Annotated in this window: 12 protein-coding genes; 5 read left to right on the top strand and 7 right to left on the bottom strand. The window is 44.8% G+C overall.

Going from position 1 to position 13,307, the window contains the following annotated elements; translation table 11 throughout:
* Positions 1–181 precede the first annotated feature (181 nt).
* Entirely contained in the window at positions 182–1,999 is a 1,818-nt protein-coding gene (locus ACTXGL_RS10095; RefSeq protein ID WP_443526654.1) for an aminopeptidase P family protein, read from the top strand.
* A gap of 130 nt (positions 2,000–2,129) precedes the next feature.
* On the opposite strand, the gene ACTXGL_RS10090 is transcribed toward ACTXGL_RS10095, so the two are convergent.
* From ACTXGL_RS10090 to ACTXGL_RS10080, 3 genes are all read right to left on the bottom strand, one after another.
* The gene (locus tag ACTXGL_RS10090) at positions 2,130–2,963 is read right to left on the bottom strand and encodes a hypothetical protein (protein WP_443526652.1); all 834 of its coding nucleotides are present in this window, start codon (positions 2,961–2,963) and stop codon (positions 2,130–2,132) included.
* Positions 2,964–3,093: 130 nt separating this feature from the next.
* The gene (gene fabF / locus ACTXGL_RS10085; RefSeq protein WP_443526813.1) at positions 3,094–4,428 is read right to left on the bottom strand and encodes a beta-ketoacyl-ACP synthase II; all 1,335 of its coding nucleotides are present in this window, start codon (positions 4,426–4,428) and stop codon (positions 3,094–3,096) included.
* Positions 4,429–4,581: 153 nt separating this feature from the next.
* Complete coding sequence (locus ACTXGL_RS10080) at positions 4,582–6,012, bottom strand: anhydro-N-acetylmuramic acid kinase (protein ID WP_443526651.1); 1,431 nt, start codon at positions 6,010–6,012, stop codon at positions 4,582–4,584.
* Positions 6,013–6,155: 143 nt separating this feature from the next.
* On the opposite strand from ACTXGL_RS10080, the gene tyrS reads away from it, so the two are divergent.
* Both tyrS and ACTXGL_RS10070 read left to right on the top strand, forming a co-directional pair.
* Positions 6,156–7,370 carry a tyrosine--tRNA ligase gene (gene tyrS / locus ACTXGL_RS10075; protein ID WP_443526650.1) on the top strand — a complete coding sequence of 405 codons (1,215 nt, stop codon included), beginning with the start codon at positions 6,156–6,158 and terminating at the stop codon, positions 7,368–7,370.
* 71 nt (positions 7,371–7,441) lie between these two features.
* On the top strand, positions 7,442–7,678 hold the full coding sequence (locus ACTXGL_RS10070) for a DUF1653 domain-containing protein (protein ID WP_443526648.1): 237 nt from the start codon (positions 7,442–7,444) through the stop codon (positions 7,676–7,678).
* Positions 7,679–7,772: 94 nt separating this feature from the next.
* Here the strand turns inward: ACTXGL_RS10070 and ACTXGL_RS10065 are convergent, their stop codons facing one another.
* The gene (locus ACTXGL_RS10065) at positions 7,773–8,609 is read right to left on the bottom strand and encodes an alpha/beta fold hydrolase (RefSeq protein WP_443526646.1); all 837 of its coding nucleotides are present in this window, start codon (positions 8,607–8,609) and stop codon (positions 7,773–7,775) included.
* Positions 8,610–8,791: 182 nt separating this feature from the next.
* Positions 8,792–9,748, bottom strand: a complete 957-nt coding sequence (locus ACTXGL_RS10060) for an alpha/beta fold hydrolase (protein WP_443526645.1) — start codon at positions 9,746–9,748, stop codon at positions 8,792–8,794.
* 170 nt (positions 9,749–9,918) lie between these two features.
* Between ACTXGL_RS10060 and ACTXGL_RS10055 the strand changes: the two genes are divergently transcribed.
* Positions 9,919–10,575: a hypothetical protein gene (locus tag ACTXGL_RS10055; protein WP_443526644.1), complete on the top strand. Its 657-nt coding sequence runs from the start codon at positions 9,919–9,921 to the stop codon at positions 10,573–10,575.
* A 27-nt stretch (positions 10,576–10,602) separates the two neighbouring features.
* Here the strand turns inward: ACTXGL_RS10055 and ACTXGL_RS10050 are convergent, their stop codons facing one another.
* Positions 10,603–11,355, bottom strand: a complete 753-nt coding sequence (locus ACTXGL_RS10050; protein WP_443526643.1) for an SDR family NAD(P)-dependent oxidoreductase — start codon at positions 11,353–11,355, stop codon at positions 10,603–10,605.
* Between the two features lie 69 nt (positions 11,356–11,424).
* Positions 11,425–12,084, bottom strand: coding sequence for a uracil phosphoribosyltransferase (gene upp / locus ACTXGL_RS10045; protein WP_443526642.1), 660 nt, complete (start codon positions 12,082–12,084; stop codon positions 11,425–11,427).
* Positions 12,085–12,469: 385 nt separating this feature from the next.
* Between upp and ACTXGL_RS10040 the strand changes: the two genes are divergently transcribed.
* On the top strand, positions 12,470–13,138 hold the full coding sequence (locus ACTXGL_RS10040; RefSeq protein WP_443526811.1) for a DNA glycosylase: 669 nt from the start codon (positions 12,470–12,472) through the stop codon (positions 13,136–13,138).
* Positions 13,139–13,307: the final 169 nt, after the last annotated feature.

Here is a 13,307-nt window from a genome sequence, read left to right as displayed (position 1 = left end):
AGCAACTATCAAGCAAACACAGTTAAAGAAAGTGCTTACTTAAACAATTACTATCGATAATAAATATTTTATTAAAACTAAAGCGGTATCAATAACCCAAGCGAAATGACTATTAGAACAAGACGATTATAAATAATCACGTCATCATCATATTCTTAAAACATCTAGAAGGACACATTCAATGAAAAAACAAACCATTCACGAGCGGATAGCTAGCCTACGTGCGAGCTTAGTAGAGCAAGATCTCACTGCAATCATCGTGCCCTCTGCTGATCCTCACCTGTCTGAGTATCTACCAGAGTATTGGCAAACCCGCCAATGGCTATCAGGATTTACCGGTTCTGTTGGTACGCTAGTTGTAACAGCTGAGTTTGCTGGTCTGTGGACTGATAGCCGTTACTGGGTACATGCTGCTGATCAGTTAGCAGGTACAGGTATCACTTTAGAAAAGCTCGCGCCAGGTCAACCAAACCATATCGATTGGTTAGCCGAACATCTACAAGAAGGGGATAGCGTGGCAATAGATGGCAATGTACTCTCTATCGCTGAGCAAGACCGATTGCTCACGGCCCTTGATGTGAATGACATTATTTTGATCACTGAGCGTGATGTATTGACGAGCGTTTGGACAGATCGCCCGGCTCTGCCAGCTGCCAAGCTATACGTACATGATGAGCAGTTCCTTGCCCAGTCTGCTGCTTTAAAACTTGCCGCAGTACGCGAAGGTATGGCAGCGGCAGGAGCAACCCATCATTTGCTTTCAAGCTTAGATGACATCGCTTGGTTGACGAACTTACGTGGCGCTGATGTTGACTACAACCCTGTGTTTTTATCACATATGCTGATTGATGCAGACCGTGCGACGTTGTTTGTTGATAATGGTAAAGTCAGTGCTGACATAGCACAGAGTCTAAAAGACAGCGGTATCGCCTTGGCTGATTATTCGGCTGTACAAGAAGCACTTGGCGCACTGACGCCAGACGATTTATTGCTACTAGATCCGAGCAAAGTTGCCGTAGGTACGCTCTCAAAAATGGCAGATGATATTGGTTTTATTGAGCAGATGGCACCCAGCACACTGCTTAAGTCTGTGAAGTCTGATGCAGATATCGAGCATGTGCGTGAAGCGATGCGTCAAGATGGTGCGGCATTGAGTGAGTTCTTTGCTGAGTTTGAGCAGCGTCTAACGGCAGGCGAGCGTCTAAGTGAGCTGGATGTCGATAGTATGCTGATAGAGGTACGTAGTCGTCAGCCGCATTATGTGTCGCCAAGCTTCCCGACTATCGCGGGTTTTAATGAAAATGGTGCATTGCCACATTACCGCGCGACGCCAGAGAGTTTCAGCTACCTTGATGTGGCTGAGGGCGAAGGCGGATTGTTACTGATAGACTCAGGTGCGCAGTACCAGAACGGCACGACAGATATCACCCGTGTGGTTGGTATTGGTCAAGTCACCGCCGAGCATAAGCGTGATTTTACAACAGTGCTAAAAGCACATATTGCACTAGCTCGCGCCCATTTCCCTGATGGCATTGCCTCACCATTGATTGATGCGATTTGCCGTGCTCCGTTGTGGCAAGCACAGATGGACTATGGTCATGGTACCGGTCACGGCGTTGGTTATTTCTTAAATGTACACGAAGGCCCACAAGTCATCGCCTATAGTGCCAGCACGCCAAAAGAGCGCGCGATGAAAGTCGGTATGATTTCAAGTAATGAGCCAGGTCTGTACCGCGAAGGCAAATGGGGTATCCGTATTGAGAATTTGGTAGTAAATACGCCAGTTACCAAGCCTACTGAGACAGAATTTGGTGATTTCTTAAACTTTGAGACCATCACTTACTGTCCAATTGATACGCGCCTGATTGAGCCATCGTTGTTGGATCAAACCGAGATAGACTGGCTCAATGACTATCATAGCCAAGTCTATACAGAGCTAAAAGATCGGGTCGAAGGCGCTGCGCTTGAATGGTTGACTGAACGTACCAAAGCCATTTAATACTGAGCTCAAAACATTAAATAAAAGCATTAAAAAGCCCCGTAAAGATTTACGGGGCTTTTTAATGCTCGTTACTTACTGCTGAGCGGCTATTTCTAACGGCAAGTCCAATATTAAAAAATGAGCAAAATTAATGGATGCTCTTAGCGGCTTCGTTATTGACAGTTGAATCATTCTGTTCGTTTAAATGCTGGGTGACTTCAGCACGTAGCCAAGACTTTAGATTTTCAGACAATAGCATCATCTGCTCACTCAAATAATCATCGACTTGCGTTTCAAGTTCACGGATGAGCTCTTGATGCATTATATCTAATTTTGAGTCTTTTAAGACTAAGTTAATCGCTGTGCTGGTTTTATGATGAATGTCTTTAATATGGCTATCACCAATAGCATGAGTTTGTTCGTTAATGGCTTTGTGGTCAGCATTTTTGTTATCGCTAGCACTACTTTCAGTCTTTTGTGGTTCTGATGCTGCTGTTTCGGTCTTTGCAATAGAATTATCAGTAACTGGACTGTCTTTATCAGCATTTACTTTATCTATGCTAGTAGCGATAAATTTTTCATCAGTATTATTTTTATCTGCTGCTATCGGCTCATTTTTTTCTTGTTCTTTTTGAGCTTCTTCAGCCAGTTCAGCTTCTGCTTGGAGAGCCGCTTCTTCAGCCTTTTTCTTTTGTTCTTCTTCTAATCGCTGTTTTTCGGCTGCTACATCTGCTTGCTCTTGTTTGTCAGCGATCGCTTTGGCAATGGCTTGTTCAGCATTATAGTTGTCGTATAGCTCGTCCACATGAGCGTCCAGATCATGCGTATTAAATTCAAAGCTTTCAAATGGAGTGTCAGCTTGTAGTAGAGTGGTGATGTCTTTGAGCTCTTGAGTGATTGCTGCGCGTACCGGCTCAGGCGCGCACGTCCAACGCTGATAAAACTGATGGGAAAATGAGTAGCTTGACATGGTATCTTCCATAAATGTTCCAAAAATTACCCCTTATCATACGCAAGTACGATAAGGGGCTGCAAGTGGACAAACGTAGCCAATCTGACACCAGCGTTACAACGCAATCATTATCATGCACTGCGATGCAGATGGGTGGCTGTTATTGACTGATAGGCCAACGTGCAAATACCAAAGACCCATTGGTACCGCCAAAACCAAAGCTATTAGAGACAGCATACTGTAGGTTATCGACCTTACGCGATTGATTAGCTACATAATCGAGGTTACAGTTGTCTTCGACGTCATCTAAGTTGATTGTCGGTGGTACATGTTGGTTCTGTAGGGCAAGTACGGTAAAGATAGCTTCAACACCGCCAGCAGCACCCAGCAAATGCCCCGTCATTGATTTGGTCGAGCTGACCAAGATACTGTCTTTAACAGGAGAGAACACAGTTTCGATAGCAATGGACTCCGCCACGTCGCCCGCAGGTGTACTGGTACCATGAGCATTGACATAACCCACGCTTGATGGCTCGATACCCGCATCATTGAGTGCATTTCGCATCGCTTTTGCAGCGCCGCTACCGTCTTCTGGTGGTGCGGTAATATGACTGGCATCATCGCTCATACCAAACCCGACAAGCTCTGCCAATATCGTCGCGCCGCGAGCTTTGGCGTGAGCAAGACTTTCTAATACGACCACGCCAGCACCATCCCCAAGTACAAAACCGTCACGACCTTTATCGAATGGACGCGACGCTTTGGTCGGCTCATCGTTACGCGTTGAGAGTGCGTGCATGGCGCTAAACCCTGATATACCAAGCGGGCTTGAGCCTTTTTCACTACCACCCGCCAGCATGACATCAGCATCACCGTAAGCAATCAAACGTGCTGCCAGACCCATAGCATGAGTGGCAGTGGTACAAGCGGTTGATGTCGCCAAGTTCGGACCTTTTAGGGTGTGTTTAATCGCGACCAATCCTGCCGCCATATTGACAATAGATCCTGGAATGATGAAAGGCGACACCTTGGCTGCGCCTTTTTCACGTAGGGTATCGCGGCTGTTTTCGATGGTTTGGATACCACCAATACCTGAGCCCAAAATAATACCAAAACGATCTTGCTCCACACCCTGTACTGGCGCATCAGCAGCACCGATCTCATCAATAAACCCAGCATGCTTCAATGCCATAGAAGATGCTGCAATCCCATAATGTATAAACTCATCATAGCGGCGGGCATCTTTGGCGCTCATATACTGTTTGGCATCGAAGTCTTTGACCACGCCTGCGATCTGAGCACGGTAGCCTGTGGCATCGAAATGAGTAATCGGTGCGATACCACTATCACCATTGAGCAATTTGGACCACGAGCTATCAACATCTAGACCAAGCGGTGTGATGGCGCCCATCCCTGTGACCACCACGCGAGTCTCATCAGAACGCTCGTAGTGTGGTGGTTTTTGACGCGATTTATGTACAGGTGCTGCGGTCATATTGTTTGTGTCATCATTGGTGGCTTGGTCAATAGGTGAACTGCTGTGTTGGCTCATACGATATGTCCTATACTTACGGGTCCTAAGAGGATGGCGTTTTAAAAGTTATTATAAAACACATAGGTGCACGTATGTAAACTAAAATATAACTGGTCAGGCAAAACAGACTTGACCCAATACCACGCGTTTATTGGCACCAGTTACTGCTGGCAAATTACCTGTTTCACCCATGATAGTTTGACGGGCTAACCACGCAAAAGCGACGGCTTCTACCCATGTTGGCGCCAGCCCTAAATGATCAGTGGTTTGTACTGTGCAGCGAAGTAGATGAGCTTGTAGACGTGTCATTAGATAATCATTCAGTGCGCCGCCACCACAGACGTATACCGAGCTGTTTTTATCCGTATCTGTAAACATACTGATTTGCGTGCTCGCACTGATAGCGGTTAGTTCAGTCAAAGTGGCTTGTACATCAGCTGCTGAATAACTGACATTAGCATTGGCTTGTTCAAAAGCCTGTAGCTCACCCTGTAGCCATGCCAAATTAAAGTCTTCACGACCAGTACTCTTGGGGTGAGGCTGAGCGAAAAATGCATGGGTCAACAGCTGGTGTAATAGTGGCTCAATGATGGTGCCAGATTGTGCCCAAGCGCCTTTTGCATCATAGTCATTATCTGTATGCAACGCCGTCCATGCATCTAACAATAGATTAGCAGGTCCAGTATCATAGCCAATGACATTATCTGCGCTATCTGTGTTGCTATCTAGGTTGCTGTCCACGCCATTAGTTAACGCTGGCAAGACGGTTATATTAGCAATACCGCCCAAATTTAGGAGCACGCGTGTGCTATCAGGTATCGCAAATAAGGCCTGATGAAACGCAGGTACTAGAGGCGCACCTTGACCACCAACTGCCATGTCACGACGACGAAAATCACTGACCACGCTGATGCCTGTACGCTCAGCGATGATATTGGCGTCGACCAGTTGCAAACTAAAGCCCATTTGCGGGCGATGACGGACGGTTTGTCCATGACAGCCAATCGCCAGTACTGATTCGGGGTCGGTATTTGATTGCTGCAATAAGGTATTGACCACTTCGCTTGCGAACTCCGCATACGCGCGGCTTGCCCAGCCAAACCAATCCAATTCACTGTTTGGTTCATTGACCTCCGGTACGAGTTGATTCACACCATTCGGCTGACATAACCCCAGTAGCACTTCACGTAGTCTTGGTGGAAACTCTTGACTATACGTCGCGAGCAGTTGCATTGCTGGTTGGCTATTCTCTTCATCAATAGTGTTTTCTTTGTTGGTATTTTCTTTATCAGCCATGTCGTTATTGAACTGACAAAGAACCGCATCCATCCCATCCAAACTAGTGCCTGACATCATTCCGATATATAAGCCATCATCAAAGCTTTCAAACACCGTTTGCTCAAGAGCGTCGGTCAGTGTGGCGTAGTTCGAACTATCATGGGTTAAGTCGTCGATATCGTCTGAACTATTATCCAAACCATTATTCATAAGCAAGTCGGCAAGGGCATTATGGTCAGTATCAGTAGTTGATGCGGGGTTGGTCATGGCAATTTACCTTAAAAAACGCTAGTATATCCGTCAAATTCTAGCATTTTTTCTTACCTTTTGAGCTTCTAAACGTCATAAGGTATAGAGCCGGTAACCATCACTTATAAAAACCCTAACGAAAGTAATATATAGAGAGTACCATGACCGATAAAACCTACACCCTAGAAGAACAACTGGCCCTCATTCAGCGCGGTACGCAAGAGATACTCTCCGAAGACGATTTGGTGGCTAAGCTAAAGCTTAATCGCCCGCTACGTATCAAGGCAGGCTTTGATCCTACTGCGCCCGACCTGCATTTAGGTCATACAGTACTGATCAATAAGCTCAAGCATTTTCAAGATTTAGGTCATGAGATTTATTTTCTAATCGGTGACTACACGGCCAAGATTGGCGACCCTTCTGGTAAGAACTCTACACGTCCGCCATTGACTGATGAGCAAATCAAAGCCAATGCAACAACCTATGCTGAGCAAGTATTTAAAATCTTAGACAAAGAAAAAACTCGCGTGGTCTTTAACTCTGAGTGGTTCAGTGACATGAGCGCCGCTGACATGATTCAGCTTGCCAGTCAGCAGACGGTCTCGCGTATGCTTGAGCGTGATGATTTCTCTAAACGCTATGCTTCGCAAACGCCTATTTCAATCCATGAGTTTCTGTATCCATTAGTGCAAGGCTATGACTCTATCGCGCTAAAAGCCGATGTTGAGCTCGGTGGTACCGATCAAACCTTCAATTTGCTAATGGGACGTACATTGCAAGGGCGATATGATCAAGAGCAACAAGTCTGCATCACGGTGCCAATCTTAGAAGGATTGGACGGCGTTAATAAAATGTCTAAGTCACTAAATAATTATGTCGCTATCTATGATGCGCCAGGTACCATGTACCAGAAAATCCTATCGATGCCTGATACCTTAATCCATCGTTACTTTGAGTTTTTAAGTTTCAAGCCGATGGAGCAGATCGAAGCCTTGATGGCGGAAATGGAAGCCGGGCGCAACCCACAAGAAATCAAACGTATCCTTGCCGAGGAATTGATTGAGCGTTTCCATGATGCGGATGCTGCTGCCAATGCGCATAAATCTGCTGGTAATGTCTTGGCAGATGGTGAGCTACCGGTTGATTTGCCAGAAGTGACATTAACGCTTGAAGCAGGTCAAGAAGCCTTATTTATCGCGCAAATCCTAAACCAAGCTGAGCTTGCCAAAAACGGTGCAGCTGCTAAAGATATGGTCAAGCGCGGCGCAGTAAAAGTCGACGGTGAAGTGGTTGATGGTGGGTTTAGTCTAACCTCAGGTCAGACGGTCGTGATTCAAGCGGGCAAGAAAGCCTATGCAAAAGTGACTGTTGCTTAAGTGCTTATTGCTCAAGTGCCTGCTCAATCTGTCATAGCGAGTGAATAACAAAATATAAAGAGTAAACTGTAATGATGACAAATCAAGCCACTATAACTCAAGGCATTTACCGCCATTACAAAGGCAGCTTGTATCAAGTATTGCATACCGCGCAGCACTCAGAGACTGAAGAGTCGCTCGTAGTCTATCGTTGTCTGTACGGTGAGTATGGGGTGTGGGTACGACCGCTTGCGATGTTTGCTGAAACAGTCAGCGTTGAAGGTAAAGAGGTACCACGATTTGAGTTGATTCAACCATTGAATGATTAGTACTGAACCACCACGCACGAGAAATTTCACCCAAAAAAAACGACCCGTTGAGGTCGTTTTTTGTTTTATATCTAGGTTTTAGATAGATGCGCCATTAGTTGTTCAAAAATGCAATCAATGCTTTATTGAACTCTTCGCTATGGGTCACATTGATACCGTGTGGACCACCTTCAATGACGTGTAATCTACTGTCTGCAATCATATCGTGAGAGCGTTCACCACTCGCTTCGATCGGTACAATTTGATCCGCATCGCCATGTATGACTAATGTCGGTACATCAAACGCTTTTAAATCATCGCGAAAGTCGGTATAGCTAAAGGATTTAACGCAATCAAGTGTCGCTTTAGCAGAAGCAAATGCAGCAATATCACGATTGTATAGGCGCATTGGCTTGCTGACCAGCAACTTACCATCTTTTGGGGTAAAGAAGTTCTTAGTAAAGTCATTTAAAAAGGCAATACGATCATTGCTAACACCATCCAAAAAACCTTGAATATCTGACTCTTCAAGACCACCATCAGGATTATCATCTGCTTTAAATAAGTACGGTGGGACCGCAGAGGCGAGTACCGCTTTGCTCACACGCTCGGAGCCGTATTTACCCAGATAACGCGCCACTTCACCGCCGCCCATAGAGAAACCAACGATGGTGGCATCTTGCAAATCAAGTGTCTCCATAAGACCTTTTAAGTCTTGGGCTAGGGTATCGTAGTCGTAGCCGTTCCATGGTTTGGATGACTGACCAAAGCCGCGTCTATCATAAGTAATGACTTGATAGCCTGCTGCGACTAGCGCAGGTAGCTGTGCTTCCCAAGCGCGACCACTGAGTGGCCAGCCATGGATGAGTATGATAGGTTTGCCTATACCTTGGGTTTCGTAATAGAGTTCGACGGATTGGTCGTCCTGTGTTGCAACGGTAGCGTAGGGCATGGTTTCATCCTTTTGATATTATTGTAGTCATATATTTTGTTGATGCTTATCAGTGACTGTCACTCGTAGTGAGTTATTAAGGATTTGCATCAGCGTTTAAGTATAGAATCAGCCCAAATGAATTGCTATGACAGGTTGTAAAGCTATAGTAGTGATTATAAAGCGGTTGTGTAAAACTCTAGTTAATCTTGTAGAAATTCTTTTAGGACTTTATAGAAGGCTATAGGTGCATCTAGTGGCACGGCATGACCTGAGTGTGGCAGTATGATTTCACTAGCATTGGGCAGCATTTGGGTGATTCTTTGCTGCCATTTAGGGTCATAGAGCGTTGATTGACCACCGATCAAACTGACGACGGGAATGGTGATGTTTTCTATACCTACCCGAAAATCATAAGGTATGGCGAGATAGGCTTGCAGGCAGCGCATTTTGTGTTTCCATGTTTGGTGATTATAAAATGCCAGTTTATGATCGTTTTGATGAGTGAGCGCTTGCACGATGGCTTTTGAGCGCGGGCGGCTGACAGAGAGTAAAGAAAATAATTTTTCAATGTCTGTCACACGGCGTTTAAGAGAAAAAGGCAAATGCGTAAAGCATTCGACTTGCGCATACGGTAGCGTCATATCAATAATTTCTTGGAAAACTGCAAACATCTCTGTTTGCCGATCACCAAACAATCCACCTTGCCAATCTGGTTGATTGTGAATCACAGGGCTTTGATCGATGTTCAAATAGCGGCTGATGTGAGATGTGCCAAAGTGGGTAAAATAAGACCACATCACCAACGCCCCCATCGAAATCGCAGCAACGGGCAGTGATTCTACGTTACGGTTTATGCAGACATGCTCAATGATGTCATCAATATCTTCAGCGTACTGATTGATAAAATCAAACGGCGTCAGCTCGATATTTTGTGCGGCACCAAACCCCCGAAAATGTGGCAGATAAAATTCGTATTTACCGATCAGTGGCAGTATAAAAGGTAAAAACTCTCGTGCATCCATACCATAAGCATGCAGCATCATGACGGGTTTGCCGTGTCCAATAACCGATACGGGTAGCGCTATACCATCCGCTGATTTGATAGTGATCGTCTGTAACTGATAAGGAGCAGCCAAGGCGCTAAGGTTTTTTTTCATAGAGGGATCACTTTGGGTTATGAAGCCACCTGTTTATTTGTTGAGACAGGTCGCTACAAAATGGGCTTTACCGCTGATAAAAGACTGTTATATTAAACAGTCATCTGACCATAGCACAAAATTTGGCGGGTGGTAAAAGCAGTAGCAATAACTGACAAGGGTAGAAGGGTATGGGCAAATCGATATTATCATTATTGGATAGTAGCTTGTATCCACAAGTCTGGGAGCAGCAGACCTTTACCAGTCCACAAGCACTTTTATTGTCGATGTTAAATAACGAGGTCACGGTTGATGCCAGCGCCTTTACCAAGCAGCTACTGGCGAATAATATTTATAAAGAATGGATCAATACCACGGTATTTGGACGGTACCTGCATCGCAACTTTACCGCCTTTTATCAGCAGACAGAAGACAGTTTCAATATAGATATGCCTTCGTTGTTCCGTCAGGAGCTAATGCGCCATACGCAGTATCTGCCGCTCACACAGGTGCTTTTTTTTGCAGGAGATATGCCAAAAAGTGTGCGACAGACCAAACTGCTTACCACTACTGTCAATCCAGCCACTGCGATCGTCAATGCTCAGAAAACATCCAAGACATCAGTCACCAATGCCTCCAGAGTAGTGATTAACCAAATTACCATCACGGGTAAGCAAGTATTGGGGTTTGCAATACGTCACAACAAACGCACGAGCGAGCGGCTGCGCAATGAAGTGTTGATTATGGACTTTCAGGACCTGCGTCTGGTGGGTGAGGTAACGATTGAAGACATAAAAAAAAGCAATATAGAGGGCTCTATATTGCTTCGGTCGTATGAGTTACGCTAATAAGTATATCGAGGAGCTAGACCTGTCTTAACTGTCTTGCTTGGCAACGGTTAAGCCATTGTAGGTTTGGGCCACTGGCATGACTTCTAAGCGATTGACATTAATATGCGCAGGTGACTCAATCAGCCACAGCAAAATATCGCCAATATCTTCACCCGTCATGGTCTTAAAACCATCATAGACCTTTGCCGCTTTGTCATCATCACCGTGATAGCGTACGTTTGAAAACTCAGTACCCGCAACTACTCCTGGCTCAAGATTGGTCACACGCACTTGCGTACCAAGCAGATCGGCACGTAAGTTTAGGCTGAATTGTTTTACAAATGCTTTGGTTGCGCCGTAAACGTTGCCACCAAAATAAGGCCAGTTACCTGCGATTGAGCCAACATTAATGATATAACCACTATCGCGCGCAACCATCGCTGGCAGGACAGCATGAGTCAACGCCATCAAACCTTTGACATTGGTATCATTCATACGCATCCAGTCATCGAGACTGGCTTTGTGTGCAGGCTCTGTACCGAGCGCTAATCCTGCATTATTTACGAGCACATCGATTTGCTTGAAACCATTAGGCAGATCAGCAAGAATTTGCGGGATAGAGTCTGTTTCACTCACATCCATAACCACGGGCAAAAACGCATCGCCTAGGGTATCTGCCAAAGCATTCAGTTTATCAAGGCGTCTAGCACAACCAATCACGCGATGACCGTTTGCAACCAAACGCTCTGCTAGCGCTTTACCAAACCCTGCGCTTGCCCCTGTAATCAATACGTTCATTATCTGTCCTTATTAGCGATACTGTCTACTTTTGCTATAACCCTAATGACGACTTTGTCTGTTTTGGTACTATTTATTAGATAACTGCTTACCAAAAATCTTATCGCCAGCATCACCCAAACCTGGGATGATATAACCATGCTCATCCAAATGACTGTCTAGCGCAGCGGTATAGATAGTCACGTCAGGATGCGCTTCGTTCACCAAGCGTACGCCTTCAGGTGCCGCCACGAGTACCAATGCTTTGATATTCGTACAACCATTTTTCTTGAGCATCTCGATGGTTGCTACCATTGAGCCACCTGTGGCTAGCATCGGGTCAATGATCAGCGCAGGACGTTTGTCCATATGGCTGACGAATTTTTCAAAAAACGGTACTGGCTGTAGCGTTTCTTCATCACGTTGTAGGCCGACAACAGAAATTTTAGCAGTAGGGATTAGATCGAGCACGCCATCAAGCATGCCAATACCTGCGCGCAGAATAGGTACGATAGTTGCTGTCTTACCGATGATTTGCTCACCAGTAATCTCGCCGCACCAGCCTTGCATTGGAAACGTCTCAATCTCAAAATCGCGACTTGCTTCATACGCCATCAAGCGCGCAAGTTCTTTGGTCAATGTGCGAAACTTATAAGTGCTACAGTCTTTTTCACGCATGAGACTGAGTTTATGACGGACTAGTGGATGATCGATTACCGTAATGTTCAAATCGTTGTTTAAGTCACTCATAGAATCTCTCTTGGTTTCTTGTCTGATGCTTGCGCAGTTGCTGCGGTTGCTATTAGTATAAAAGATACAAACACTTACCGCACTTTAACCCTATTTATCACGCGTAAATAGTAAAATTAACGCCTTCAAAATTGAGACAATCAAATTACTCTCACAGCTTTATGATGATATTGATTTAGCGCAACGACAATATTTACGTTCACAACGGCCATCAAAGCCTAAACAGTTCAGGCTAAGTAAAAGGATATCGCGCCATTTAAGTCAACTGATTGAACCGACTAAATTTGACTATAAGCGTAATGATAAGTGAGGTAGTGTTTAGACCTGCTATGATACCAAAAAAACTGCTTTTCTGATGAAGAATATCATGACTATAAAAACATCAATGACCCAAGATAAAGAGACAACGCTCACATCTACTAAAAACAAAGCTGTAGAAATTGAAACGCATCCTTTCGAGCCTGTGTTGCCACCGAACGCGACTATCATGATGATGGGTACTTTTCCACCGACTGCCGATAAGTGGGCAATGAATTTTCATTACCCTAACTTTTATAACGACATGTGGCGAATATATGGTCGAGTATTCTTTGATGATGCTGATTATTTTAGAGTAGGCGATGAGAAGCGATTTGATCCTGAACGTATCCGTGACTTTATGTTTGAGCGAGGTATCGCTTCATGTCCCACAGTAAAACAAGCCATTCGCGAGACAGGTAATGCGTCGGATAAAAACCTAACGGTAGTTACCCCCGTTGACTTAGATAGTATTTTGCCACAAGTACCAAAGGTAAAAACGTTGTTCACGACAGGAGGTAAGGCAACCGAAGTGCTGATCGAACTATTGAAAGAACCACTTGCCAAGTCGAAGCACCCCAAAACCAACCAAAGTATCAATTATCCTTACGAGTGGCAGAGTACAGATAACCAGAAAACTGATGTCAATAATCTAACCCTACATAGGTTACCGTCGACTTCACGAGCCTATCCGTTATCGCTGGATAAGAAAGTTGCTGCGTATAGAGCGTTTTTTGAGAAAATGGGCAAGTTATAAGGTAAGTAGAGTTATCCTAATACAAAAAAAGATCTGGAAATAGTAAAGGATCTATATCTGTTAAAGCAGAATATTCTTACTAAAAGGGAAGCACGTACCTATTCCTCTACTACATCAACCAATCGACCAATTCATAACCTATTGAAACTATTTATTATTTTTAATAGCT

It is taken from the genome of Psychrobacter sp. T6-6 (assembly GCF_052258185.1).
Classification (GTDB): Bacteria; Pseudomonadota; Gammaproteobacteria; order Pseudomonadales; family Moraxellaceae; genus Psychrobacter.
This window is presented reverse-complemented; position numbering and strand designations above follow the sequence as displayed.

Excerpts from the sequence above, each read along its gene's own strand:
- ACTXGL_RS10095 (WP_443526654.1), top strand. The coding sequence starts at position 182 with ATGAAAAAACAAACCATTCACGAGCGGATAGCTAGCCTACGTGCGAGC.
- ACTXGL_RS10090 (WP_443526652.1), bottom strand. The coding sequence starts at position 2,963 with ATGGAAGATACCATGTCAAGCTACTCATTTTCCCATCAGTTTTATCAG.
- fabF (WP_443526813.1), bottom strand. The coding sequence starts at position 4,428 with ATGACCGCAGCACCTGTACATAAATCGCGTCAAAAACCACCACACTAC.
- ACTXGL_RS10080 (WP_443526651.1), bottom strand. The coding sequence starts at position 6,012 with ATGACCAACCCCGCATCAACTACTGATACTGACCATAATGCCCTTGCC.
- tyrS (WP_443526650.1), top strand. The coding sequence starts at position 6,156 with ATGACCGATAAAACCTACACCCTAGAAGAACAACTGGCCCTCATTCAG.
- ACTXGL_RS10070 (WP_443526648.1), top strand. The coding sequence starts at position 7,442 with ATGATGACAAATCAAGCCACTATAACTCAAGGCATTTACCGCCATTAC.
- ACTXGL_RS10065 (WP_443526646.1), bottom strand. The coding sequence starts at position 8,609 with ATGCCCTACGCTACCGTTGCAACACAGGACGACCAATCCGTCGAACTC.
- ACTXGL_RS10060 (WP_443526645.1), bottom strand. The coding sequence starts at position 9,748 with ATGAAAAAAAACCTTAGCGCCTTGGCTGCTCCTTATCAGTTACAGACG.
- ACTXGL_RS10055 (WP_443526644.1), top strand. The coding sequence starts at position 9,919 with ATGGGCAAATCGATATTATCATTATTGGATAGTAGCTTGTATCCACAA.
- ACTXGL_RS10050 (WP_443526643.1), bottom strand. The coding sequence starts at position 11,355 with ATGAACGTATTGATTACAGGGGCAAGCGCAGGGTTTGGTAAAGCGCTA.
- upp (WP_443526642.1), bottom strand. The coding sequence starts at position 12,084 with ATGAGTGACTTAAACAACGATTTGAACATTACGGTAATCGATCATCCA.
- ACTXGL_RS10040 (WP_443526811.1), top strand. The coding sequence starts at position 12,470 with ATGACCCAAGATAAAGAGACAACGCTCACATCTACTAAAAACAAAGCT.